21 protein-coding genes and 1 tRNA gene are annotated in these 24,697 nt (G+C 48.4%); 15 read left to right on the top strand and 7 right to left on the bottom strand.

Annotation, left to right across the window (positions count from 1 at the left end; translation table 11 throughout):
• The first annotated feature begins 10 nt into the window (after window positions 1–10).
• Window positions 11–160, top strand: a complete 150-nt coding sequence (locus tag L0Y31_RS12320; RefSeq protein WP_234733370.1) for a hypothetical protein — start codon at window positions 11–13, stop codon at window positions 158–160.
• 66 nt (window positions 161–226) lie between these two features.
• Here L0Y31_RS12320 and L0Y31_RS12315 read toward each other — a convergent pair.
• Window positions 227–300, bottom strand: a tRNA-Ile gene (locus tag L0Y31_RS12315).
• A gap of 142 nt (window positions 301–442) precedes the next feature.
• Between L0Y31_RS12315 and L0Y31_RS12310 the strand changes: the two genes are divergently transcribed.
• The 11 genes from L0Y31_RS12310 (at window position 443) to L0Y31_RS12260 (ending at window position 14,783) form a co-directional block, all read left to right on the top strand.
• Window positions 443–1,681, top strand: a complete 1,239-nt coding sequence (locus L0Y31_RS12310; protein ID WP_234733369.1) for an HD domain-containing protein — start codon at window positions 443–445, stop codon at window positions 1,679–1,681.
• 99 nt (window positions 1,682–1,780) lie between these two features.
• Window positions 1,781–2,809, top strand: coding sequence for a UDP-3-O-(3-hydroxymyristoyl)glucosamine N-acyltransferase (gene lpxD, locus L0Y31_RS12305; RefSeq protein WP_234733368.1), 1,029 nt, complete (start codon window positions 1,781–1,783; stop codon window positions 2,807–2,809).
• A 52-nt stretch (window positions 2,810–2,861) separates the two neighbouring features.
• Window positions 2,862–4,256, top strand: coding sequence for a bifunctional UDP-3-O-[3-hydroxymyristoyl] N-acetylglucosamine deacetylase/3-hydroxyacyl-ACP dehydratase (locus L0Y31_RS12300; protein WP_234733367.1), 1,395 nt, complete (start codon window positions 2,862–2,864; stop codon window positions 4,254–4,256).
• A gap of 94 nt (window positions 4,257–4,350) precedes the next feature.
• The gene (gene lpxA, locus L0Y31_RS12295) at window positions 4,351–5,145 is read left to right on the top strand and encodes an acyl-ACP--UDP-N-acetylglucosamine O-acyltransferase (RefSeq protein WP_234733366.1); all 795 of its coding nucleotides are present in this window, start codon (window positions 4,351–4,353) and stop codon (window positions 5,143–5,145) included.
• 62 nt (window positions 5,146–5,207) lie between these two features.
• Complete coding sequence (locus tag L0Y31_RS12290; RefSeq protein WP_234733365.1) at window positions 5,208–5,822, top strand: ABC transporter ATP-binding protein; 615 nt, start codon at window positions 5,208–5,210, stop codon at window positions 5,820–5,822.
• Window positions 5,823–5,917: 95 nt separating this feature from the next.
• Window positions 5,918–9,151 (top strand): DUF7948 domain-containing protein, encoded by a 3,234-nt coding sequence (locus tag L0Y31_RS12285; protein WP_234733364.1) that lies wholly within the window; start codon window positions 5,918–5,920, stop codon window positions 9,149–9,151.
• Between the two features lie 143 nt (window positions 9,152–9,294).
• Complete coding sequence (locus L0Y31_RS12280) at window positions 9,295–9,750, top strand: DUF4920 domain-containing protein (RefSeq protein ID WP_234733363.1); 456 nt, start codon at window positions 9,295–9,297, stop codon at window positions 9,748–9,750.
• A gap of 205 nt (window positions 9,751–9,955) precedes the next feature.
• Complete coding sequence (locus tag L0Y31_RS12275; protein ID WP_234733362.1) at window positions 9,956–10,465, top strand: hypothetical protein; 510 nt, start codon at window positions 9,956–9,958, stop codon at window positions 10,463–10,465.
• Window positions 10,466–10,636: 171 nt separating this feature from the next.
• Window positions 10,637–12,325, top strand: coding sequence for a glutamine--tRNA ligase/YqeY domain fusion protein (locus L0Y31_RS12270; protein ID WP_234733361.1), 1,689 nt, complete (start codon window positions 10,637–10,639; stop codon window positions 12,323–12,325).
• 105 nt (window positions 12,326–12,430) lie between these two features.
• Window positions 12,431–13,108 carry a hypothetical protein gene (locus L0Y31_RS12265; protein WP_234733360.1) on the top strand — a complete coding sequence of 226 codons (678 nt, stop codon included), beginning with the start codon at window positions 12,431–12,433 and terminating at the stop codon, window positions 13,106–13,108.
• Window positions 13,109–13,133: 25 nt separating this feature from the next.
• Window positions 13,134–14,783, top strand: coding sequence for a S8 family serine peptidase (locus L0Y31_RS12260; RefSeq protein WP_234733359.1), 1,650 nt, complete (start codon window positions 13,134–13,136; stop codon window positions 14,781–14,783).
• A 73-nt stretch (window positions 14,784–14,856) separates the two neighbouring features.
• Here L0Y31_RS12260 and L0Y31_RS12255 read toward each other — a convergent pair whose 3' ends face one another.
• Both L0Y31_RS12255 and L0Y31_RS12250 read right to left on the bottom strand, forming a co-directional pair.
• Entirely contained in the window at window positions 14,857–15,261 is a 405-nt protein-coding gene (locus L0Y31_RS12255) for a hypothetical protein (RefSeq protein WP_234733358.1), read from the bottom strand.
• Window positions 15,262–15,387: 126 nt separating this feature from the next.
• Window positions 15,388–15,942, bottom strand: coding sequence for an NUDIX hydrolase (locus tag L0Y31_RS12250; protein ID WP_234733357.1), 555 nt, complete (start codon window positions 15,940–15,942; stop codon window positions 15,388–15,390).
• Window positions 15,943–16,038: 96 nt separating this feature from the next.
• Between L0Y31_RS12250 and L0Y31_RS12245 the strand changes: the two genes are divergently transcribed.
• Complete coding sequence (locus L0Y31_RS12245; RefSeq protein ID WP_234733356.1) at window positions 16,039–16,929, top strand: DUF2911 domain-containing protein; 891 nt, start codon at window positions 16,039–16,041, stop codon at window positions 16,927–16,929.
• A 53-nt stretch (window positions 16,930–16,982) separates the two neighbouring features.
• On the opposite strand, the gene L0Y31_RS12240 is transcribed toward L0Y31_RS12245, so the two are convergent.
• The 3 genes from L0Y31_RS12240 to L0Y31_RS12235 form a co-directional block, all read right to left on the bottom strand.
• Window positions 16,983–18,686, bottom strand: a complete 1,704-nt coding sequence (locus tag L0Y31_RS12240) for a sodium:solute symporter family protein (protein WP_234733355.1) — start codon at window positions 18,684–18,686, stop codon at window positions 16,983–16,985.
• Window positions 18,683–18,805 (bottom strand): hypothetical protein, encoded by a 123-nt coding sequence (locus tag L0Y31_RS21010; protein WP_255772813.1) that lies wholly within the window; start codon window positions 18,803–18,805, stop codon window positions 18,683–18,685. The genes L0Y31_RS12240 and L0Y31_RS21010 overlap by 4 nt, the downstream gene beginning before the upstream one ends.
• Before the next feature lie 205 nt (window positions 18,806–19,010).
• Window positions 19,011–21,281, bottom strand: a complete 2,271-nt coding sequence (locus L0Y31_RS12235) for an OmpA family protein (RefSeq protein WP_407084033.1) — start codon at window positions 21,279–21,281, stop codon at window positions 19,011–19,013.
• Between L0Y31_RS12235 and L0Y31_RS12230 the strand changes: the two genes are divergently transcribed.
• The gene (locus L0Y31_RS12230; protein WP_234733353.1) at window positions 21,190–21,459 is read left to right on the top strand and encodes a hypothetical protein; all 270 of its coding nucleotides are present in this window, start codon (window positions 21,190–21,192) and stop codon (window positions 21,457–21,459) included. The two genes, L0Y31_RS12235 and L0Y31_RS12230, sit on opposite strands and share 92 nt — an antisense overlap.
• A gap of 8 nt (window positions 21,460–21,467) precedes the next feature.
• Here L0Y31_RS12230 and tilS read toward each other — a convergent pair whose 3' ends face one another.
• On the bottom strand, window positions 21,468–22,754 hold the full coding sequence (gene tilS, locus L0Y31_RS12225) for a tRNA lysidine(34) synthetase TilS (RefSeq protein WP_234733352.1): 1,287 nt from the start codon (window positions 22,752–22,754) through the stop codon (window positions 21,468–21,470).
• A 178-nt stretch (window positions 22,755–22,932) separates the two neighbouring features.
• Between tilS and L0Y31_RS12220 the strand changes: the two genes are divergently transcribed.
• Window positions 22,933–24,654, top strand: a complete 1,722-nt coding sequence (locus L0Y31_RS12220; protein ID WP_234737168.1) for an OstA-like protein — start codon at window positions 22,933–22,935, stop codon at window positions 24,652–24,654.
• Window positions 24,655–24,697 lie beyond the last annotated feature (43 nt).

The raw sequence follows: 24,697 nt of genomic DNA, 5'->3' as shown, positions 1-24,697 counted from the left end.
CAACCTTGAAATGAGCAGAGTAAAAAAAGAGATTAAGCCATTTACCGACGAAGAAAGAGACGAGCAGATACGTCAGATTAACGAGGCATTTCCCCTGGAAGAGAAACGGGAAAATGAAGCCGATTCCGAGAATATCAATGTGCCTACAACCGAAATGTAGGCACATTTGTAGGCCAGAAAAAACAAAAAAGCACTTAACATTTCTGCTAAGTGCTTGATTCTGAAGTGGGCCCAGCAGGGCTCGAACCTGCGACCACCTGATTATGAGTCAGATGCTCTAACCGACTGAGCTATGGGCCCTGATTGCTGTCGAAACAGCAAATCGTCCGCAATTTTACAACTCTTTTTGCCATTTTCAAAGCCGCGCTCCCTCCAAAATTAATATCTAGAACAATATGCTTCGTTTGGTGGTATATTTGCCAATCACTTTCTCCGCAGCCATTTGACCAGTCCGAACAAGAAAAAAATCCTTAACGATCCCGTCTACGGATTTATCAGTATTCCCAGCGATCTGATATTTGACCTAGTCGAACATCCTTATTTTCAGCGTTTACGCCGCATTAAACAGCTGGGAATGTCGGAGTTTGTCTATCCGGGCGCCCTTCATACCCGCTTTCACCACGCCCTCGGCGCGATGCACCTGATGGGCCAGGCCATTCAAACGCTACGGGGAAAAGGACACCTTATCAACGATCAGGAATGCGAAGCCGCCCAGGTGGCGATTCTGCTGCACGATATTGGCCATGGACCCTTCTCGCACGTGTTGGAATACGCTATTCTCAACGGGGTACACCACGAAAGCCTCTCGCTGTTGCTCATGCACGAATTGGACCGGCAGTTTAAGGGTGCGCTCCAGCTGGCTATTAAAATGTTTGAGGGATCTTACCACCGGCCTTTTTTCCACCAGCTGATTTCCAGCCAACTGGACATGGACCGCATGGATTACCTCAACCGCGATTGCTTCTATACAGGGGTTGCGGAAGGAACCATCGGCGCCGATCGGATCATTAAAATGCTGGATTTGGTAGACGATCAACTCGTTGTGGAAGCCAAAGGAATTTTAAGCATTGAGAATTTTCTGAACGCCCGCCGACTCATGTACTGGCAGGTTTATCTGCACAAGACGTCAATTTGTGCCGAATCCATGTTGCTCCAAATTATTCGTCGGGCACGCTTTCTGATTAGCCAGAATAAATTGACGAGCGTATTTCCCTGCCTAAAGCTATTTTTATCGCAAGACGTTACGCTGGAAAATTTTCAGCAGAGCCCCGCTTATCTGGAAGCATTCACCCAACTAGACGATTACGACATCTGGGCCAGCATTAAATCCTGGAGTTTGCACGACGATTTTATTTTGTCGTCGCTTTGCAAGATGCTGCTCGATCGACGCTTGTTCAAGATCATGCTATCCAGCGAACCCTTCGCTGGAGAACTGGTTGAGGAGATCGAAATGCAACTCTTGGCCAAAGGCATTCCTAACGACGAATTGTCCTATTTTATGGTTGAAGGCGTCGCGACCAACGCGGCTTATCTACCCGCTATTGACAACATCGTCATTAAACGTAAAGATAATCGACTGGTTGATATTGCCGATGCTTCCGATCTGCCCAGCATCAAAGCATTGACAAACATTGTCCGAAGATACTATGTCTGTTGGGCTAAAAACCTTTCATTTTCCTGAAATTATCCGACAGGTCTATTAATAGTCCTACTTGTTGTCTACCTTAGCGGCTTAATATCGTGAACCAGGCTAGCCGCTACTATTGGCCTGTATAACTCTATGGAATTTACAATAAAGCAGATTGCGACCTTGCTTAATGGGACTATTGAAGGCGATGAAACATTGAAAATCAGCCAACTATCCAAGATTGATGAGGGTAAAGAAGGTAGCATCTCTTTCTTAGCAAATCCTAAATACGAATCGCATCTGTATTCAACTGCCGCCTCAGCGGTTATTGTTGACAAGTCATTTCAGCCCAAACAAGCCGTTCAGACAACGCTTATTTTCGTAGATAACTCCTATTCTGCCTTTACGCAACTCCTTCAGGAAGTCAATAAACTAGTTAATTCGGTACGGATAGGGGTTGAAGAACCCGCTTTTTTAGGCAACGGAGCTACGGTAGGTGAGCAGGTATACCGGGGGGCTTTTTCTTATGTCGGCGCTAACAGCCGCATTGGAAATAACGTCAAAATATACCCCCATGCTTATCTTGGCAACAACGTTACAGTCGGGGCGAATACCATCATCTACGCTGGGGTTAAAATTTACGACAACGCCGTTATCGGGCAAAATTGCATTATTCACGCCAACGCTGTTATTGGCAGTGATGGTTTCGGATTTGCTCCGCAACCCGACGGCTCATACCATACCATTCCGCAGTTAGGCAACGTCGTTCTGGAAGATGATGTCAGCATTGGCGCTGGCTCCACCATCGATTGCGCCACCATGGGTTCGACTGTTATTCGACAGGGCGTCAAAATCGACAACCTGGTTATGATTGGGCATAATGTCGAAATCGGAAAACATACCGTTATTGCAGCGCAAAGTGGCGTGTCGGGCTCAACCAAGATTGGCGAGAAATGCGTCATTGCTGGTCAGGTTGGCATTGTTGGCCATATTTCCGTCGCTAATGGAACAAAAGTAGGCGCTCAATCGGGTATTGGTAAATCGGTGAAACAAGAAGGAACGACCCTCAAAGGCTCTCCTGCCACCGACATAAACGAAAATCTCCGTTCTCTTGCCGTCTTTCGTAAGCTGCCAGCTCTGGAAAAACGCGTTCAGGAACTGGAAGCCAAGCAGAAAAACTAAACCTAACCAGCTTGTCAACGCATCAACAAGCTCTTAATTGGTAAAAGCATACATGAATACAAAGCAACAAACCATCCAGAAGGCGGTCTCTGTATCAGGCGTTGGCCTGCATACGGGCGTTCAGGCAACGATGACTTTCCTGCCAGCGCCACCGAATCATGGTTATAAATTTCAACGCGTAGACCTCCCCGGACAGCCCATCATCGATGCCGACGTTGATAATGTGGTCGATCTTTCGCGCGGAACCACCATCGAACAAAGCGGCGCCCGGGTTCACACGGTTGAACATACCCTGGCCGCACTGGTTGGTCTGCAACTGGATAACATCCTGATTCAGCTCGATGGTCCCGAACCACCGATCATGGATGGTAGCTCCATCAAATTCATTGAAGCCTTAGAAGATGCTGGCGTTGAAGAACAGAACGCTACCCGTAACTACTTCGAAATCAATGAGTACGTACATTACAAAAATCCCGATAAGGATATTGAAATTGCGGCTCTACCCCTAAACGACTACCGGCTTACGGTGATGGTCGATTATAACTCACGGGTTATTACCAGCCAGCACGCGTCCCTGAACGACATTACCCAGTTCTCCAGCGATATTGCCATGTGCCGGACGTTTGTTTTCCTGCACGAGCTGGAAATGCTCTACAAGCAAAACCTGATCAAAGGCGGCGACTTGACGAATGCGATTGTCATTGTTGACCGCGATGTTGAAGAAGGTGAATTAGACTACCTCGCTGGACTGCTTAACAAATCGAAAGTGGGCGTTAATCGGCAGGAAGGAATTTTGAACAACCTGAAGCTGCATTATCCGAACGAGATGGCGCGTCACAAGCTGCTTGATCTCGTGGGAGATCTGGCGCTCGTGGGACGACCGATCAAGGCCCAGATTCTGGCGGCTCGCCCTGGCCACGCTGCCAACGTAGCATTTGCGAAGAAGATCAAGAAATTGATGCAGAAAACAGCGGCTAACACCGTACCTACGTACGATCCGAAGCAGCCACCGGTTTTTGATATTCAGCAAATTGCCGACCTGCTGGCCCACCGCTACCCGTTCCAGATGATCGATAAGATCATCGCTCTGGACAAAAGCAGCGTTGTTGGTATCAAAAATGTAACGATCAATGAGCAATTCTTCATGGGTCACTTCCCGGGCAACCCGGTTATGCCTGGCGTTTTGCAATTAGAAGCGATGGCTCAAACAGGTGGTATTCTGGTACTTACCTCTGTTCCTGATCCAGAAAATTACTGGCCTTATTTAATTGGTATAGAAAATTGTCGTTTTCGTCGCAACGTTTTACCCGGAGACACCGTCATTTTTCGTTGTGAATTTATATCACCCATGAAACGAGGCATTGTAAAAATGCAGGGTCGTGGCTACGTAGCGGGGCAACTCGTTTGCGAAGCAGAAATGATTGCTAGTCTTGTCAAAAAGAAATGAATGAAGTAAACAGTTGCAGCAAGTGGCTGGCAGTGGGCAGTTTATGCAACCTGCTTTCTGCAAACTGCCTGTGGCACACTGTCCTATGCAACCCATGATTCAACCCCTTGCATATATCCACCCAGAGGCAAAATTAGCCCAAAATGTTGTCGTTGAGCCTTTTGCTATTGTCCATAAAGATGTTGAAATCGGCGAAGGGACTTGGATTGGTTCGCACGCCGTGATTAACGAAGGTGCTCGTATCGGTAAAAATTGCAAGATTTATCCCGGTGCTGTCATCTCGTCCACTCCCCAGGATTTAAAGTTTAAAGGAGAGTACACCCGCGCTTACATTGGTGATAACACCACCATCCGGGAGTATGCGACCATTAGCCGGGGAACCGAGGAACATTGGAAAACCGAGATCGGTAAAGACTGTTTGGTGATGGCTTATGCCCACATCGCCCACGACTGCCGGATCGGCGATAACTGCATCATTGTCAATAATGTACAGATGGGCGGACACGTCCATCTGGGTGACTGGAGTATCATCGGTGGATCGAGCTCGGTACATCAATTTGTAAAAATAGGTGCTCACTCGATGGTTTCCGGCGGTTCGCTGGTGCGGAAAGATGTTCCGCCGTTTACCAAAGCGGCCCGTGAGCCCCTTACCTATGCCGGTATTAACTCCATTGGTTTGAGACGGCGGGGTTATTCGAACGAGAAGATTAACGAAGTCCAAAATATCTACCGCTACATCTACCTGCGCGGCCTGAACAACGCCGAGGCGATGTCGCTTATCGAATTGGAATTGCCCCCTTCCAATGAACGCGACGAGATCGTGAATTTCATTCGCAATTCCGAACGAGGCATCATGAAAGGGCCATCGGGCCGGGAAGTTGGAGACTAGTTTTAAATGAGTAATGAGGGTAGGAAATGGCTATTTCCACAACTCATTACTCATTACAGCGTATGAATATCAGCATTGAGCGGGTTGGAAAGCGGTTTCGGCGGGAATGGATCTTTCGGGATGTCGCATTGACGCTGGAAAAGGGTCAGAGCTACACCTTCGTCGGACCAAACGGGAGTGGAAAATCAACCCTCCTGCAAGTGCTTTCCGGCGCAATTCCCGCGACGGAAGGCGAGATCATATACCAACTGAACGGCAAAAAGCTGGATATTGATAGCTGGTACCAGCATATTGTTATCGCTGCGCCCTATCTGGAATTAATCGAAGAGCTGACACTCACGGAGCTGCTCACGTTTCACCAGTCGTTCAAACCGTTTAAAGACGGCCTTACACCGCATCAGCTTACCGAACTGATGTTTCTGGATCACGCCCGCCACAAGGAAATCAAAGCTTTTTCGTCGGGCATGAAACAACGCGTTAAACTCGGACTTGCCTTTTGTTCCGAAGCCTCGGTTGTTATTCTGGACGAGCCCACCTCTAACCTTGACCGCCAGGGCGTTAGCTGGTACCAGGAACAGGTTCGGAAACTAACTACTCCCATTTTACTCATCGGCTCCAATCAACCCGACGAATACGACTTCTGCCCTAACATAGTCGACATTACACGCTGGAAATAATTTGTTTTTATCGAGCATCTTGCAACCCTTTGCATCGCGAGGGAGTCAGGAATTGGTGTATCTTTAAAGTACTTTTCAGTGTTTAAGCCGACTCTATGTTTCGAAGCTTTACCTTATTATGTGTGTTTTGGTTGCTGCTTTTTCCGCTAGCCAGCCAGGCCCTCGATCAGCCTGCTGCGGTTAGCTTTGTGCAGAATAAAGGCCAATGGGCAGATGATGTGCTTTACCGGGCCGATTTACCGGGGGGTTACCTGTTTTTAAAAAAAGGGTCGCTTCACTACGTCTTTTACGACGCTGCCGCTGTTGGTGCCATTCATACGCGTCGGCCTGCTCAACCCACCGCCCGAACGAGCAGCACCCCGCCTGATGAGTCGGCCAAAATTCGCGCCCATGGTGTCGAAATGATTCTGGAAGGCAGCCAGACCACCCAAATAGAGGCCTTGAAGCCAAGCAGTCAACACATAAACTACCTTTTTGGTAACGACCCAAAGCGCTGGGCTAGTGATGCCTCCCTGTTCGGGGAGATTGTTTATCATGACGTTTATCCAGGTATTGATTTACGTCTTTTTGCCTATTATCAGACATTAAAATACGAATTTATCGTACGGCCAGGTGCCGATCCATCCCGCATTCAGCTTCGCTATGACGGCGCCGAACGCGTAAAAATTGACAAGGAGCAATTACTGATTGAAACCAGCCTCCTTCCCTTCCGCGAGGCCAAACCCTATAGCTACACTGACCAAGGCGACGTTGCCACCGAATGGCGCGTGAACGGCTCTACAGCAAGTTTTCATTTTCCTAAAGAATTCGACAAAAGCAAAACCCTTACGGTTGACCCCACCCTTATTTTTTCCACGTACTCAGGCTCTGTTTCTGATAACTGGGGACACACGGCTACCTACGACACCGGAGGCAATCTTTATTCTGGCGGCACCGCTTTTGGCAATCAATTTCCGGTCTCTACCGGAGCTTATCAGGTGAAGTTTGCGGAAGTGGTTGATGTAGCCATTATGAAATTTAGCCCTAATGGTCAGCAGTTGCTTTACGCCACCTACATTGGGGGACGAAGCGTCGAGGTTCCGCATAGCATCTGGGTCAACGCCGCCAATGAACTGCTTATCTTAGGAAGTACTGCCTCCAACAACTTTCCCACGTCCACCAATGCCTTTCAGCGACAATTCAACGGAGGGTCGTCGATCACGCCGATGGATGGCTTCGAATTTACGCAGGGCAGTGATTTGTTTGTTGCTAAACTGGATGCAACGGGTCGGAATCTGCTCGCCGGAACCTTGATTGGCGGCAGTGCCAATGATGGGCTAGGCCAGGTTAGCCAGTTGCAAATTCGCAATTACGGCGATCCATTTCGGGGGGAGGTCATGACTGATGCTGCTGGCAATGTCTACGTTTGCAGTGTCACGACATCAAGTAATTTCCCGCTCGTAAAACCCTCCCGCTCTACTGTTGCTGGTGGCCAGGAGGGCGTTGTCTTTTCACTTTCGCCTGATCTGTCGGTTCTGCAATGGAGTACGCTGGTCGGCGGAGATCGGTACGATGCGCTTTATGGGCTTAAACTGGCTCCATCGGGTGCTTTGTACGTCTGCGGTGTTTCACGCAGCACCGACTTACCTGTTCATAATCAAGCGCTTAACAGGCAGTTGGGTGGAACCGCCGGTCTGGAAGATGGTTTCGTCGCCAAATTTGTGAATCAGCAGTTAACAAACCTTACTTACCTGGGTACGGCCAATGCCGACGCGGCTTACCTGCTGGATCTGGACAACGAGGAAAATGTGCACGTTTTCGGACTTACCAATGGTCGTTATACCACCACAGACAGTGTTTACCGAAATGCCAACAGCTGCCAGTTTATTCACGCGCTGGATAAAACGCTTTCCCGAACTTATTTCTCAACTACCGTTGGTTCAGGTCGAGCGGCACCCGACATTGCGCCGACGGCGCTGTTAGTCAATGAATGCGGCAATATCTACCTGTCGGGCTGGGGTGGCATCGTCAATATTCGAACCATCAATAACACGCGGAGCAGCACCGTTGGACTACCGGTTACCCAGGGGGCGTTTAAGACAAAAACCAATGGCAATAATTTCTGGCTTGCGGTCCTCGAACGAAAAGCGCGATCCCTGCTTTACGCCACCTATTTTGGCAGTGAAAGCCCTGCCGACAGCACCGAAGCCGACCGGGGCGATCACGTGGATGGTGGCACTTGCCGATTCGATAAGAGTGGTGTTATTTACCACGCCGCCTGTGCGTGCGGAGGCACTCGCTTTCCGGCACCCCCCCAAGCCTGGTCACGGGAGAACCGAAGCACCAACTGCAACAATGCGGCCTTTAAATTTGATATTGATCGGTTAAAAGCCGCTTTCGACACGTACGAAGGGACTAAAAAAGGCGTCGTTGAAGGGTGCGCTCCCCTATCGCTCACGTTTGTCAATACCAGCGAAGGAGGCATTACCTACGAATGGGATTTCAGCGGGCGAGGCACGTCAACCAATCCCGCGCAGGCCACTCACACATTCGACAAGGCGGGCGAGTATACCATCGTGTTGAAGGCGTATAACAAAATGACTTGCAAGGTCGTCGATGTTGCGCAACAGGTAATCAAAATATTTCCGGCTTCATTCAAGGTGAGTGCCGATACATCCATTTGCGCTGGTCGAAGCATTCAGTTGAAAGCGGAAGGAGCCACAACCTACGCCTGGAATCCGTCGCCCACGCTGAGCAGCACCACAATTGCCAATCCCATCGCCACGCCCGAAACGACAACTCCCTATACGGTTACCATGACAAACCAATATGGTTGCCGGGTTCAACGGACGGTTACGGTGCAGATTGACGACTCGTTCAAACCTGCGGTTGAGCTGCAAACCAGTAATGACTGCGGAAAGCCCATGCAGGTGCAACTCACCAACCGCACCCAGGGAGCCGACTCCTTCCGCTGGGTGATGGGCAACGGCGACACGCTCAGCACGGCCAATATTGACCCTTATCAATACCCGCATTCCGGTCAATATACCATTACAGCAACCGCTTACAAAAATGGGTGTTCAATTTCCTTAAACCTGCCCGTTGAGGTGGAAAATCTGGGCGAGATTCCCAACGTAGTCACGGCCAACAATGACGGCAAAAATGACATATTTAACGTAGGCTTTTCGGGCGCACAACTGGAGATTTTCAACCGTTGGGGCAAGCTTATATACCGAGCTGACAGCTACGCTAACAATTGGGGAAATAATGCGGCCCACGGCACGTATTATTATTTGCTTACAACCCCCAAAGGCGTGAAATGCAAGGGTTGGGTAGAAGTATTAAAATAAAAGGCCAGCGCGGATAGCCAGCTGTTTCTTGTCACTGTAATGAATTAACTATTACCGGATTACTAGCCAATTATAGTTCTTATCCAGCTTAGAAATTAGGCGTTCATGTATTACTTTTGTATCATTCTAAATAAACAAATCGTATGAAGCACCTTTTGACATGGTGCCTGGCGCTCGGCATTACATTTGGCGCAATGGCCCAGGATAACTACAGCTACCACGGCAAAAAAATTACGACTGATAACGCCATTCCGGCCTCACAACTGGTTAGCAAAATTGGTAATCAGAAATCCCTCCCCGCTAAGGTTGAGGGCACTGTTGAGTCCGTTTGTAAGATGGCTGGTTGCTGGATGAAAGTAAAAACGACCGACGGCCAAACCATGCGGGTAACCTTCCGCGATTATGGTTTCTTTGTACCGAAAGACATCGTGGGAAAAAATGTTGTTTTTGAAGGGACAGCGCAAACTACCACCACTTCCGTAAGCGAACTGCGTCATTACGCCGAAGATGCCAAGAAGAGCAAAGAAGAAATTGCGGCCATCACCGAACCAGAGAAAGCCGTTACGTTTGTGGCTGACGGTGTGATCGTAAAGAAATAAGAAATTAGTCAGGCAGAAGCGCAGATTGGGTGGGTTAACGGATTTCAACTAGTTGGGATCGCTGAATTCACCCAATCTGCGCTTTTGTTATTTGTGGCCAAAAAAGGAAAAATAAACAAACTGTACTATATTTTGAACATCCGTAAAACGATGATGTTTTATAGATATCTTGATAATAACCATTTCTCTGTAAACAATACTTAAAATGAAACACCTGAATTTTATGCCAGCCAATTTTGTATGGACCTCGTTTAAGCAAGGCTTTATTGCGCTCATGCTGGTAGTTCTTTCAGTATCGATGCCAAGCTGTAGCCGGGATGACGATGAGATTATTCGGGATGCCTCTAACTCAGGTCTGAATCCCGCTATTTACCAAAGTGTACGTTCTGCCTATCCAAACGCCACGGACCTGCGCGGTCAGCAATACACCAGCGACGGGTGGCTTGTATCCTTACGGGATGGGTCAATGAATCGCGTTATCTACGTAAATGCCAATGGCGCGTTCAAGAATGGCGAAGAAGATGTTCCACTTACTTTTTTACCAACATCTACCATGCAGGTGGTGATGAAGGACATGCCTGGCGCTGCTATCCAGATGGTCAAGGCCGTTGTGGCCAATGGACTTCTGACGGGCTGGCGGGTAACTGCTGCTGCCAACAACAAAACCGTAGTTTACCTGATTGGAACCAACGACGCCATTATTGAGAAAAAATAAGCATAATCTTGTACTAAACCTTTAGTACATCGAAATGCGAAGCCCATGCCTTTTTGGATGGGCTTTTTTTGTAACCATCTGCCCGCGAATCTTACGGCTACCGCGAGGTTTCGTTTGTCAATTCCGGTCAATCAGTGTATTTTCGGGGCATTAAACAAGGGAGTACAATCCATGACGGAAGCACCAAAAGAACCCGCCGAGCGTTCGCTCAACTTTATTGAACAAATTGTCGAAGAAGACATTGCCAGCGGTAAGAATGGTGGCCGAATTCACACGCGCTTTCCACCCGAGCCAAACGGCTATTTACATATTGGGCATGCCAAGTCGATTTGTCTGAATTTTGGCCTGGCCGATAAATACGGCGGTAAAACCAACCTCCGTTTCGATGATACGAATCCGATCACGGAAGATACCGAATACGTAGAATCCATCAAGGCCGATGTTCGCTGGTTGGGCTTCGACTGGGAAAATGAATTTTACGCGTCTAATTATTTTGATCAGCTGTACCTTTTTGCCGAGCGGCTGATTGAGAAAGGATTGGCGTATGTGGATGATTCAACCGCCGAGCAAATTGCCGCGCAAAAAGGAACGCCCACGGAACCCGGTCAGGAAAGCCCTTTCCGCAGCCGGACAGTAGAGGAAAACCTCGACCTGTTTCGGAAAATGAAAAACGGTGACTTTGCCGACGGACAAAAGGTGTTACGGGCCAAAATAGACATGGCCTCGCCAAACATGCATTTCCGCGATCCGATCATGTACCGCATCAAACATGCGCATCATCACCGGACGGGCGACAAATGGTGTATTTACCCCATGTACGATTTCGCGCACGGCCAGTCGGACTCTATCGAAGGAATTACGCACTCGCTTTGTACGCTCGAATTTGAAGTGCACCGCCCGGTTTACGAGTGGTACATTGATCAGCTGGAGATTTTTCCTTCGCGACAAATCGAATTCGCCCGACTGAATCTGACCTACACGGTTATGTCCAAGCGGAAGCTTCTGCAACTGGTTAACGAACGATACGTTAGTGGTTGGGACGACCCACGGATGCCAACGATTTCGGGGCTGCGTCGGCGGGGCTACACTCCTTCGAGCATTCGGGAGTTCGCCGACCGGATTGGGATTGCGCGGCGCGAAAACCTGATTGATGTCGGACTGCTGGAATTCTGTATCCGCGAAGAGCTTAACAAAACGGCTCCCCGCGTTATGGCCGTGTTGGATGAGAACCCCATTAAAGTGGTGATTACCAACTACCCCGAAGGAAAAACAGAAACGCTTCACGTTGAAAACAACCCTGAAGATCCGGAAGCGGGCGATCGGGACGTGCCATTTAGTCGGGAAATCTGGATTGAACGGGAAGACTTCCTGGAAAATCCACCGAAAAAATATTTCCGTTTGTTTCCCGGCGGGCTGGTTCGGCTGAAGGGCGCGTATATCATTAAATGCGAGGAAGCCATCAAGAACGAGGCAGGCGAGGTAACGGAGCTGCATTGTACGTATATTCCTGAAAGTCGCTCAGGTTCAGACACGTCGGGCATCAATGTCAAAGGAACGATTCACTGGGTTTCAGTGGCCGATGCGGTCGAGGCCGAAGTTCGCCTGTATGATCGCCTGCTAACCGTTGAAGATCCGTCCAGCGAAGAAGGTGATTTTAAGACATTTATCAATCCTGAATCACTGGTTACCGTGCGCGGACTGGTTGAGCCAAGCCTGAAGGTATCTCCACCCAGCGGTAGTGTTCAGTTTATGCGCAAAGGGTATTTCTTTGTTGATCCAGACTCAACGCCCGATAAACTGGTTTTCAACCGGACGGTGACCTTGAAAGATAGCTGGGGCAAAGTCCAGAAAAAGGGATAAACTAGTTCTTCTTTATAGAAAGGTCGCGTTGTCTAAGCAGCTAACGCGACCTTTTTTATTGAAATTAGTCGAACTGATTTGAGCAAAAAAAGCTAATTTGGGTCTATGAAATATTCCTATCTATCCCTACTTGTTTTGCTTTCTTTTTGTCTGATTACTTGCCAATCCAAAACGGAGCCGGTTGCGGCAGGTTACGATTTTTTTCCTTTGGAAACAGGTCGTTTCTGGATTTATGATGTAACAGAACAACAGTATTCATTGGGGGCAGCACCGATTAACCGAACCTACCAAATCCGCGAAGAGCTTACCACATCATTGGGAGCTGCCACTTACCGGCTTGAGCGTTCCCGCCGTTCTACCGAAAATCAAGCCTGGCAACCTGACTCCATCAGCAGCGTTCGTTTAAGCCATGATCAGCTGATTCGGACAGACAATAATCTGGATTATGTTAAACTAATTTTCCCCGTTGATGATCAATCGTTATGGAACGGAAATGCTTTTAATACGCTGGGGGCGGATGACTATCAATTTCGCAATATGAGGCAGCCTTTCAGCGTTCTGAATCAGACGTTTCCAGAGACTGTCACGATTCTTCAACAAAACGACTCAACGCTGGTTAATCAGGATAAGCGAGTGGAAGTATACGCCCGAACAGTCGGCATGATTTACCGCGAACGCATCCAGCTTCAGTTCTGCTCGTCAACGCCTAGCTGCGTTGGATCGGGACAGATTGATTTTGGAATTCGGCAGTTTGTCCGGCTACGGTCGTACGGAAAACCATAACTAAATTATAATAGGCTTTACGGCAATGAAAAAGACGATACTGCTGCTTTCTCTGGTTCTGACTTTGGTTACCACTGAAATTTGGGCGCAAACAACTTCCCGCAAATACCTCGTCCTTTTGACTGATAAAGCCAATTCGCCTTATTCGATTGCACGACCAGAACAGTTTCTATCGGTGCGGTCTATTCAGCGACGCAACAAGCAAAACATTGCCTTAACCGAACGCGATTTGCCTGTTAACCCGTCCTACGTAAGTGCCATCCGGGCCGCGGGCGCAACGGTCTGGTTTACCTCGCGTTGGAGCAATGCCGTGCTTATCCAGTCCGACGAAGCAACGCTGGCCAAGGTACAGGCGCTCCCCTTTGTAAAAGGCATTGAAAATAACCGGGCATTGGGTAATGTTCGGGCCAGTTATACTTTATCGCCTCCAACTACCGCTACTCAAAATCGATCAGCAAGCAAACTAGACGGCATGGAAGGGCCAACTTCGTACGGTATTTCCACCAACCAGCTGGTTCAGATTGGAGTTGACAAAATGCACGAAAAGGGGTTTCACGGCGAAGGGATGCTGGTGGCTATTTTGGACGCGGGCTTCCGCAATGCGAATACCATGCCTTACCTACAACACCTGTTTCAGGATAACAAGATTGTTGGCACGTATGATTTTGTTCGGAAAGAATCCAGCGTTTACGAAGATGACTCGCACGGTCTGAATGTATTATCGATTATGGCGGGGTATTCCGAAAGCCAGTTAATCGGCCCTGCTTACCGGGCTTCATATCTACTGCTTCGAACGGAAGAAGGCGGCTCCGAAATGCCCATCGAAGAAGCCAACTGGTTGCTAGGCGCGGAATATGCTGACAGCACCGGTGCCGACGTAATCAACTCGTCTTTAGGCTATACCACCTTTGATGACCCAGCTCAAAATCACACGTACAAAGACCTCGATGGACAGACTACACTGGTGAGTCGGGCGGCTCGCTGGGCGTCGGAAGCAGGCATGGTTGTGGTCGTTTCGGCGGGCAATGAAGGGGCTAGTAACTGGAAATACATTGCCCCACCTGCCGATGTCGCTACGGTGTTGGCCATCGGGGCCGTCAATGTCGAGGGCCGAAAAGCCTCTTTCAGTTCCTTTGGACCCACTTCAGACGGACGTGTCAAACCCGATTTGGTTGCTACGGGACTTGGCACCGTGCTTGGCACACCCGGCGGCAGCATCGCCACGGGTAACGGCACCTCTTTTTCGGCTCCTTTAGTAGCCGCTCTGGCGACCGGTTTGTGGCAAGCCTTCCCGCGCCTGTCGGCCCAGCAAATCATTGAAAGTTTGCGGCAGTCGGGTAGTCAATATGGCACGCCCGACGCCGAGCTAGGTTATGGCATACCGCATTTTAGCCGAGCCAGCACGTTTGCCAACGAAAAATTTTCGTTCCAGATTTACCCAAATCCGTTTACCGACGCCGACCGACTGACCGTGTTATGGAACGAGCTTCCCTTGAATCAGGTTATGGATGCCACGTTAACCAGCGTAACCGGACAGGTGATCTGGAAACAACGGTATTCAACGGATCAAGTGGCCAATCTGACGTTAAGCCCCTTACGGCTGGCACCAGGCATGTACTTTCTAACTCTTTCTAACAACGCTGCGCAACGTACTGTAAAACTACTGAAGCAGTAATAGTATTCTGCCACTAAATGAAAAAAGCCGCCTCGTAATGAAGCGGCTTTCTGGTATAGTCTATTTATGAAGTTTAATTCCCCGTGTTATCGGCCGTTTCAACCTGCGGTGCTGGAACCGGCGTTTTAACCGCTACCTCGACAGGAGCAGCTTTTGCCGTCTTGCCTTTCACCAGGTTGTTTTGCTGCTTATAATTGCGATTTACCGAAGCCATCGAACTGGCCGGAACAGCAATTGCCGATTCTAACTGACCACCGCGACGTTGTTGCTCCCGGTAGCTCGCTATGTTCTGATCTTTCACTTTTGCCCTCCTGAATTCGATATTGGCTTGCGATGGAGCCGCCGCTTTGGCTTTGTCAGGATGCTTATAATTATGTGGTGAGACCATTACATTATTATTCGAATTGTCTTGCGCAAATGCAGGTATGGTCAATGCTATCGCCAGCACACCGGCCAAGGTAAGCAATGAAGGTTTCATAGTGTTTCTGTGGTTTTGTTGTACTTAGTCTTAACGACTTGACAATATAACAACAAAACTATCTACTACGTTTGTAGTTAATATCAATTCTAATAACATTCTAATAAAAATGGAGATTTCCCTAATTTACTGACCCATAAGGTTATTGCTTTTCGTTTTACGGACCATACGCAGGATCGATTCGGAATCGGTCAAGGCGTTGATGGCTTCCAGGGGTACCCAACGGATGTCTTTTGTTTCGGCAGTATGCGTGAACGGCTCGGCGGGATCAGCCTCAAACAGAAAACGAATGTCATAATGATAATGCGCTGGCTCAGCGCCTCGTTCCGGGATAGGATGAACATCTACATCGAATACAGCGGAGTTGAGTAAGTGCAGTCTGAGTAAGCCAGTTTCCTCTTCTGCTTCGCGACGCGCCACGGCTGCAACGTTCGGATCGCCGTCACAATGCCCTCCCGCTTGAAACCAACGGTCCAGCTTCCGGTGGTGAATTAAAACTGCCTGCTGCCGATCTGGGCTAACAAGCCAGGCTGATCCAGTAATGTGGCCAATCAACAAGGTACGCTGAAAACAGTCCGGCTGATTTTGCACAAAGTGAAGGGTTTCTTGCCACATCGCCTGCTCATTCGTGTCGGCAGGCGTGTAGGCTTCCAGTAAAGAAAGTAGAGTTTGACGATGCATAACCACAAAGTTAAGCGCTGTCCCGTTTTTCTTTCTGAGCGAAAAGACGCAATTTCGTAGTTGTTAAAACCACTTGTTACTTTTAATCTATAAGCAATGAAGAAATTACTCCTCCAGGCAGCCGCGCTTTGCCTTGTTGCTCAGTTGGCTACCGCCCAAATCAAGCTTCCTCAGCCAAGTCCTGGCGCAACGAGTGTGCAGACTGTTGGCGTGACCGATTTTACGGTAAAATATTCACGTCCCGCGGTAAAAGGCCGCGAAATTTTTGGTCAGCTAGTGCCTTATGGCCAGCTCTGGCGGACCGGTGCTAACTCCGCAACGACTTTCCAGACAACTACTGATGTGGTGGTAGAAGGAGAAAAACTTACGGCTGGCACTTACTCGCTCTTTACAATTCCGGCCCAAGGTGAATGGACGCTGATTTTCAACAAAAATACGTCCGCCAGCACCGACGCTTACAAACAGGAAGAAGATGCGCTGCGTGTAAAAATCAAGGCCACTCCCAGCAACGAAAAAGTAGAATCGTTCTTCATTGGTTTCAGTGACCTAACTGACAGTACAGCAAAGCTAAATATCGCCTGGGCAAACATCAAAGCTGCCGCTGATCTTCGCGTTGATGTGAACGAGACCGCTCAGGAAAACCTGGAGAAAGCCGTAGCCGAGAAACCCGAAGACCCAGCGGTTTTAACGCAGGCAGCTAACTGGAGCCTGTCAAAAGGCCGTAATCTGGATCAGGCGTTGGCTTGGGTAGATAAATCCATCGGTTTGAAGGAAACCTACCGGAATGTGTGGACCAAAGCACAAATTCTGGCTAAAATGGGAAAGGTAGCCGAAGCGTTGCCCCTCGCTCAGAAGGCATTGGCCTTGGGCGAAACGTCTGGCGATCAATCATTCGGCTTCTTTAAGGACGCCATCGCCAAGAATGTTAGTGACTTTCAGGCGGCACTGCCTAAACCAGCACAGTTGGTAAAGAAAAAGAAGAAGTAATTCTGATGCCCAATTTACAAAAGGCCCGCCATACGACGGGCCTTTTGTCTTTGTTAGTCGCTTGGGACGGGCGCTTTTTCTCCCAGCATCATTTTTAAAATCCAGGCAATTCCAACGACAAGCAGGCAACCGATCACGTTAAGCCATAAAAACGCCGTCACTTCGTAGTAATAGCAAAGTACTACCAGGATCTCACCTAATATAGCCGCCCAGAACGTGGCTTTCGGCCCAATGGATTTGCAGTAAAAAGCAATCAGAAATATTCCCAGAATAACGCCATAAAACAGCGAGCCCAGAATATTAACGGCCTCAATCATGCTTCCCAGGCGGTTGGCGAATTGAGCCACAAAAATGCAGAATACGCCCCAGATAACGGTCGATACCTTCGAAGCCAGCAGGTAATGCTTGTCTTCGCTTTTCTGCCGAATCAGCCGCTTGTAGATATCAACGACGGTCGTTGAAGCCAAGGAATTATACGCCGCCGCAATGGAGCCCATCGAGGCGCTGAATATTACCGCAATCAGTAAGCCAATTAAGCCATGCGGCAAATAATCGAGCACAAAGCGAAGGAAAATGTAATTGACGTCGCTAACATCAGCGGCTGGATTGTTTTTCTTGATCAGATCGACGGTTTGCTGCTTGATGCTTCGCTCCTGCGTATCGGTGGTCTGAATTAACGTTCTTGCTTCCTCAACGGCACGCTCATTGTCGTTGTTCAAAGCCTTATTCAGGCTTATAATCGCTTGCTGGCGTTGGGTTTCAAGTTGGGTGTGCTGCTGCTCCAACTGGTGGTACTGAGCGGCGTAAGGGCTTTTTTTCAGCGCATCCGTTTCGACTTTGTTGAAGAAGATAGGCGACGGCTGGAATTGGTAGAAAACAAAAACCAGCACACCTGCCAAGAGAATCAGAAACTGCATGGGAATTTTTAGCATCCCGTTGGCTAGTAGACCCAACCGACTCTGCCCTACCGTCTGCCCTGTCAGGTAGCGCCCCACCTGCGACTGATCGGTCCCAAAATAAGATAGCTGCAAGAAAAAGCCACCAATTAAGCCCGACCAGACATTGTAGCGGCTATCAGGGTCAAATTTCAGGTCGATGGTATTGAGCCGCCCGGATTTTCCGGCCACCTGCAAGGCGTCCGTAAACCCGATCTCATCGGGCATTAAATGAACTGTCATCCAGCCCGCCAGAAACATGGCCAGCGTTACAATCAGCATTTGTTGAAGGTGGGTATACGAAATGGCCTTTGTACCGCCGGTGACTGTATACATCAGCACAATTCCCCCCATGAGGATATTGGTCCAGTAGATATTCCATCCTAAAATTGTTGACAGAATGATCGAAGGCGCGTAAATAGACAGACCCGTTGATAGACCTCGCTGAATCAGAAAAAGCAAGGCAGTCAACACACGAACCCGGGCGTCAAAACGCGACTCCAGGTATTCGTAGGCCGTAAAAACTTTCAGTTTGTGAAAAATGGGAACAAAGGTGACGGCCAGAACAACCATCGCCAGAGGCAGACCAAAATAAAACTGGACAAACCGCATTCCGTCGGTATAGGCCTGCCCCGGTGCCGACAAAAAAGTAACCGCACTGGCTTGGGTTGCCATCACTGACAAACAAACGTGGTACCAGGGCAGCGAATTTCCGGCCAGCAGGTAATCATCCATGTTTTTATTACCCCGGCTCCGGACTAGTCCATAAATAGTAATGACGGCCAGCGTTCCAACCAGGACCAGCCAATCCAGACTACTCATGAGAAATAACGCATAAATCCGTAGAAAAAGACGATTTCCAGTATCAGGCTACCGATAACGATGGCGTAAAGCTGACGCCAGGAGCGAACAAAAGAAGGTAGATCAGTTTCGTTAGGCATAGGATGTCGGTGAGATGTGAGCTGGAGGCTATTCTTTTGCAACGAAAGTAGTATATTTTAAGTATGTCTGCCCATTCCATTCACTAGAAGATGCACAAACAGCCTGGCGAGTAACAAAAAGGGCATTTTTGGGAAGAAACTAAAATTCGGGAGGCCCCTAAGCAGCATGGCTCATGGATCTCCCGAATGATGAAAGAACGCGTTCTTACTTAACCGCTAGAACCTTAAATTCAGTTCGTCGGTTGAGCTGGTGGTCCCGCTCAGCACATTTTACGCCATCTTCACAGCCATTAACCAGTTCGGTTTCACCCAGCCCCTGGGCAGTCAACCGTGCCGGCTCAATTCCCCGCGACACCATGTAATCTACCGCAGCGCGAGCGCGGTTTTCCGACAAACGCAGATTAAACGTATCCGTTGCGCGGCTATCGGTGTGCGAACGCACTTCGATTTTCATGGCCGGGTATTTTTTCAGGATGCTTACTACCCGATCCAGCTCGCGGGCGGCCGTTGGCCGAATGAAGAATTTTCCGTAATCGTAATAGATATTTTTTAGTTCAAAAATATCCCCTTCTCCATATAAACCCTGATCGCTTTCAATGACTTTCGGATTTTTTCCGGGCTTCATTTTAGGCAATTGTTCTTTATTGGTCGCATACCGATTTTTTTGGGTTGTAATGGTATAAGGCGCTCCCGGTTTCATTTCAAACTCGTACTTCCCATCGGGGCCAGTTGTCACGCTCTGCTCCGACTTGTCTTTTTCGTTGCGCAGAATAACTTGCACTCCTTCCGCCGGGCGTTGGTTCACCTCTGTTTTAACGGTTCCTTTAACGAGTGTATTTTCTGTTTTTTCCAGATAAATAGACACCGACATGACCGGGTTCTGGGACTGCGTTAAGGTTGAAAAACGAACCGTATTGGGCGAATATCCTTCTTTGATAGCCCGAAACTCATACTCGGTATTGCCAGCCAGACAGAACGTTGTCCGTCCCTCGGCACTGGTCAGGCGCAAATCCTGATTAACGCCGTTTCGCAAGGTTCTTACGTCGGCCAGCGAAATTGGTTTTTGGGTCTTGGCGTCAAACACCAGCACATCCATTTGCTTGCAAACCCGACTGAAGCGGTAAATATCATCGTCGTAAATGCCCTGTTTCCGGTTGCTGCTGAAATAACCCGACTTGCGGTTTTTATCCGTAATCAATCCGAAATCATCTTTTTCCGAATTAATCGGTGCGCCCAGGTTCTTAACGCCTTTGTAAGCAACGCCCTCGTGCAGTTCGGCAAAGAAAATATCTAGCCCCCCCAAGCCTTCATGACCGTCGGAGGCAAAATAAAGATGGCCGTTTGGATCAACGAAGGGAAACATTTCATTGCCCTCCGTATTGATTTCCTTGCCCATGTTGACTGGCGTTCCCCACTGGCCGTTATTGTATTCGACAACGTAAATATCCGTTCCACCGTAGCCGCCGGGCATGTCCGACACGAAGTAGAGCTTGGTATCATCAGGCGATAAAGCCGGGTGCCCCGTTGAGTATTCATTGGAGCAAAAAGGCAACTCTTCTGCATTGCGCCAACTTCCGTTGTCATTTTCGGCAATAAACAGTTTCAACTTCCGCACCCCTTCCGAGCTTTTCCCATTTTTGCCTTTACTGGTATTGTTCCGGGTAAAAATCAGTTTTGATTGGTCTTTGAAAAAAGTAACCGGCCCTTCGTGGTATTTAGTATTTAACGTCCGGCTAAAGACTTCCGTCCGCGAAAGAGGGAGCGGCTTAGGCTCCTTAGCCGCATCCGCCGTTGTATTCCCTCCTCCTAACGCACTCGTTCGTACCGGATCAACTATGCGTACTAACTCGGTGGTATCTGGCTGGAAATACAAATCAAAAAAAGGCGTCTGGTTCCACTGAAAGATCCGCTTGATGATGCCTGATTCTTCACGCCCTGAAACAAAAACCAATCCACCCTGATAGTACATCGGGCTGAAATCGGCCTGTCGGGAGTTGATCGGCAGAAAATCAACCTTGTAGGACGCAGAATCCTGATAAAATTTACTCATGTCCATGTAAGACACCGTAAACGTTCGCCCCCGGAGGTCATTGGTTTGTTTTTCTCCGTACTGGCTATATAGCTTTTGCGACTCCCGGTATTTTCCGTTGGAAGCCAGCGCTTGTGCGTAGTAAAGGTAATTTTTGGAATCTGTGTCTGGAAAATCCCGAATCAGGTCTGCATACACCCGTTCTGCATTCCGCGAATCCTGCAATAAGCGGTAGCTGTAAGCTAGTTTGGTAAGCGCTTCCTGGGTTTCCGCAGGGTCTTTTTTCTTATCTGACCGCAAAAAATCTTCGTACCCCCGGGCAGCGTTGAGATAACTCATCGTTTCAAACTGCTTGTTGGCAGATCGTAGCCGTGTGCTCTGCGCATACCCATTTAGCGCCAGTAAGCACAAGCAAACACAAGCCACCAACAATCGTAAAGGTTTCATAGAAGATATCGAATTAATTCTGATCATTCGCCTAGCAGGTAACAAAATAGATGCCAAAATGCCAATTAAAAAACTTACCAAGTTAATAACAGGCGAAGTAGCCAGCAAATTATTTAACCACAAAAATAAAGCCAATTTGCTAGAAATCAATAAGTTAAATAATAACCATCAAGAGTAACATTTAAGTTACAATACCTTAATAAATAACAACTTATGGGTTTGTTCTTGCAGGCGAAACCGGTTATCAATTCGGTAGCCAATCAACCAGACAATCGTCTCTCCCGACAAGAGCACATAACTGGATTCCCGCTTGTGAAGTGCGATTTTTCGGTTCGTAAACCAATCTCCAATTGCCTGACTACCTTTCATTCCCAGCGGCTGAAAACGGTCTCCCGCCCGCCACCGACGAATGGTTAAGGGCCACTTCACTTGATCAGCGTCCAGACAAGCCACCCGCGCATCAGCCGGAATGATAAAATCAGTTGGCTTTTCCTGGCAACTAAATACCAACGAAAGATGCTCATCTATCCGTAGAGGCTCCGTTGGCAACTGATCCAGACTTATTTCCGTTGTTTCGTTGGCCCCTTTCGGGGTAATCACCAAGGCTTCGCGATCCCGCAGAATCCGGTGCGTCCCCGACTCAAACGTTTGGCCAAACGACGTTCCGCGAACCGCTTCGGCTATCGGCTGAATTTGCGCATAACGAAACCCAAATGGCCGTAACCATTCGGATAGTCTGAAGGGCCATTCCGGTAGTGCCTGAAGCGCTTGCAAAGGAATAAACAGGCGCTCACCCTGCTGCTGAATAAGTGCTTTCCAGGAATGACTCAGTGCTTGCTCCACTAAATTCTCAGCCGCTCCCACTCGCTCGTACGTAGCCTGGATTGTTTGCAGTAGATTCGGATTCAGCTCTTTCAATACCGGCACAACCTGGTGGCGCAACCGATTCCGCCGGTATTTATCCTCCACATTAGAGCTATCTTCGCGCCAGGGCAAACCCTGCTCCTGCACATACTGCTCAAGATCAGCCCGGCTAGCAAACCAAAGCGGTCGGACCAGGCGCCCCCACGGAAAGTCCTGCTGAACCGAAATACCACGTAAACCTGCTACGCCCGTACCACGAATCAAATTTAACAGCACCGTTTCGAGATTATCATCGCTATGGTGGGCGGTTGCCACGCAGCTATAGCCATATTCCCTGGCGAGTTGTCCAAACCAGTCATACCGCAGTTGCCGGGCCATCATTTGCGTAGAGACTCCTTGCTCACTGGCGAGCGATAAGGTATTAAAACGGGTAGTATAAAAGGGAATGCTGTGTCGCTTCGCTAGGTCCCGCACAAATTGTTCGTCGCCCTCAGATTCTTCGCCGCGCAACCCAAAATTGACATGCGCAATCCCCACCGAAACTTCCGTTGCCAGAAACAGGTCTACCATGGCCACAGAATCAATTCCGCCGCTAACGGCCAAAAGCACTGAATCAGTTGGTTGGAAAAGTTGTTCTTTGTTAAGAAAGCTTAAAAACGCGTCTCGCATCGTTGGGTTTCAGACCGAAGCCGTAGTTTTGTAGCGTGAAAATAACACAATATGTTCCGGAAGAAGGCAAAAAAGTTAATCCGCTTCCAGAAGTAAAAAAGCAGGGAATTATTTCGTGATGAGTTGCAACGATTTACCGGTACATCGGGTCATTAATAACAGAATTGTCCAGGGTATTCTAACGATACTCCTAAGCTTCTTTGTGGGTAGCGCCCAGGCGCAGGTTAGTCAGCCAGCCGCGGGTGACGATGTGGTCGAAATTGTCCGCGCTCAAACCTTAAAAGGGTTAAAAACCGGCAGTGAAGAGGTCCGCGAACTGACGGGTAATGTGGTTTTGAAACACAAAGGCGCGCTCATGTATTGCGACCGGGCCATTCAGAACCGGACGACCAACACAATTGAAGCGTACGGACACGCCCGCATGGTGCAGGGCGATACGGTTAGCGTAAAAGGTGACACAATGTATTATTACGGAGCAAATCGGCAGGCAAATGTACGCGGAAACGTGGTACTCCGCGACCGTAAAATGACGCTTACAACCCAGCGCCTCAACTACGATATGGCCATTGGGAAAGCCAGCTATCCGGTGAATGGCCGCATCATAGATAGCGAAAATATCCTGACGAGTCGGGAAGGCGATTACTATACCCAAACCAAACAATTCGAATTTCGCCGGAATGTCAAAATTGTTAACCCCAAGTATACACTAACAGCCGATTCGCTGCTCTATAACTCGCTGACCAAAATTGCAACGTTTCAGGGGCCAACGAAAATCATCAGTAAGGATGGGACCCTGATTGCCAAAGAAGGCCAGTACAACACCATTTCCCGAGTCTCTAATTTCCAGCGCCGCGCAACCGTAGAAACGGACAAATATACCCTGACGGGTGATTCACTTGGTGGCAATAGCACCAGCGAATTTTATGTAGCAAAAGGAAATGTGGTTCTCGTTGCTAAAAATGATAAGACAACCTTAACGGGCAATTTTGGCCGCTATAACCGACAGGCTGGCGTAGCGCGCATGGTTGGGAATGCGGTCGTGCAAAGTATTAGTGGAGCAGATACACTTTTTATGCGTGCGGACACACTTTGGTCGTTCGAAATACCAGACAAAAATCCTAAAATCACCAAGCCCGGTAGCACCACAGCAAATAATACAAAACGAAGATTGATTGGTCATCATAACGTATTGATCTTCAAATCTGACCTACAGAGTAAATGCGATTCTATTGTCTATGAAACGGCCGATTCAACCATCTATTTTTTCCGTGATCCGATTGTTTGGAGCACGAATTATCAGATGGAGGCAGACTCTATGACTGCCAAGCTGAAAAATAATCGTATCCATACTATGTATCTTCGGACCAAATCTTTTGTCATATCTCAAGATACCTTGCAACAATTCAACCAGGTCAAAGGACGAAGCATTACGGCATATTTCGATTATAAACCCAAATTTGATCGCTCCGATATTGAGCTGGTTGTAGTAGAAGGCAATGGAGAAAGCAACTATTTCGCGCTGGACGAAAAAAATAAATTAGTGGGAATGAATCACGTCCAGTGCAGCAAGATGAACATTCGATTTGACGACCGGAAAGTGAAAAATATTAAGTTTATCGGTCAACCAGATTCGCAGTTTGTGCCACCTCATGAATTACGGGATGGAAAAAAGCAATTGGATGGCTTTAATTGGCGAAAAGAGGACCAACCGACTAAAGCTCAAGTCTTAGGCTTGGAGAATAAACCGGACAAGCAACTTGAAAAGCCAAAGGAAAAGTCATTAAAAACCACTGTTTCGGCTAAACCTTTGGGGGGTAAAACAGTTCTAATAGACAAATAATAAAAATATTGCAATTTTTTAAGGAAGTGCTCGTTTGCTTTCC

It is taken from the genome of Tellurirhabdus bombi (genome assembly GCF_021484805.1).
Lineage (GTDB): Bacteria > Bacteroidota > Bacteroidia > Cytophagales > Spirosomataceae > Tellurirhabdus > Tellurirhabdus bombi.
Note: the sequence above shows the minus strand (reverse complement) of the source record. Positions and strands in the feature narration are given on the sequence as shown.

What these genes read in the sequence shown, in the direction of transcription:
- L0Y31_RS12320 (WP_234733370.1), top strand. Translation starts at nt 11, where the DNA reads ATGAGCAGAGTAAAAAAAGAGATTAAGCCATTTACCGACGAAGAAAGA.
- lpxD (WP_234733368.1), top strand. Translation starts at nt 1,781, where the DNA reads ATGGAATTTACAATAAAGCAGATTGCGACCTTGCTTAATGGGACTATT.
- L0Y31_RS12300 (WP_234733367.1), top strand. Translation starts at nt 2,862, where the DNA reads ATGAATACAAAGCAACAAACCATCCAGAAGGCGGTCTCTGTATCAGGC.
- lpxA (WP_234733366.1), top strand. Translation starts at nt 4,351, where the DNA reads ATGATTCAACCCCTTGCATATATCCACCCAGAGGCAAAATTAGCCCAA.
- L0Y31_RS12290 (WP_234733365.1), top strand. Translation starts at nt 5,208, where the DNA reads ATGAATATCAGCATTGAGCGGGTTGGAAAGCGGTTTCGGCGGGAATGG.
- L0Y31_RS12285 (WP_234733364.1), top strand. Translation starts at nt 5,918, where the DNA reads ATGTTTCGAAGCTTTACCTTATTATGTGTGTTTTGGTTGCTGCTTTTT.
- L0Y31_RS12280 (WP_234733363.1), top strand. Translation starts at nt 9,295, where the DNA reads ATGAAGCACCTTTTGACATGGTGCCTGGCGCTCGGCATTACATTTGGC.
- L0Y31_RS12275 (WP_234733362.1), top strand. Translation starts at nt 9,956, where the DNA reads ATGAAACACCTGAATTTTATGCCAGCCAATTTTGTATGGACCTCGTTT.
- L0Y31_RS12270 (WP_234733361.1), top strand. Translation starts at nt 10,637, where the DNA reads ATGACGGAAGCACCAAAAGAACCCGCCGAGCGTTCGCTCAACTTTATT.
- L0Y31_RS12265 (WP_234733360.1), top strand. Translation starts at nt 12,431, where the DNA reads ATGAAATATTCCTATCTATCCCTACTTGTTTTGCTTTCTTTTTGTCTG.
- L0Y31_RS12260 (WP_234733359.1), top strand. Translation starts at nt 13,134, where the DNA reads ATGAAAAAGACGATACTGCTGCTTTCTCTGGTTCTGACTTTGGTTACC.
- L0Y31_RS12255 (WP_234733358.1), bottom strand. Translation starts at nt 15,261, where the DNA reads ATGAAACCTTCATTGCTTACCTTGGCCGGTGTGCTGGCGATAGCATTG.
- L0Y31_RS12250 (WP_234733357.1), bottom strand. Translation starts at nt 15,942, where the DNA reads ATGCATCGTCAAACTCTACTTTCTTTACTGGAAGCCTACACGCCTGCC.
- L0Y31_RS12245 (WP_234733356.1), top strand. Translation starts at nt 16,039, where the DNA reads ATGAAGAAATTACTCCTCCAGGCAGCCGCGCTTTGCCTTGTTGCTCAG.
- L0Y31_RS12240 (WP_234733355.1), bottom strand. Translation starts at nt 18,686, where the DNA reads ATGAGTAGTCTGGATTGGCTGGTCCTGGTTGGAACGCTGGCCGTCATT.
- L0Y31_RS21010 (WP_255772813.1), bottom strand. Translation starts at nt 18,805, where the DNA reads ATGCCTAACGAAACTGATCTACCTTCTTTTGTTCGCTCCTGGCGTCAG.
- L0Y31_RS12235 (WP_407084033.1), bottom strand. Translation starts at nt 21,281, where the DNA reads ATGAAACCTTTACGATTGTTGGTGGCTTGTGTTTGCTTGTGCTTACTG.
- L0Y31_RS12220 (WP_234737168.1), top strand. Translation starts at nt 22,933, where the DNA reads ATGAGTTGCAACGATTTACCGGTACATCGGGTCATTAATAACAGAATT.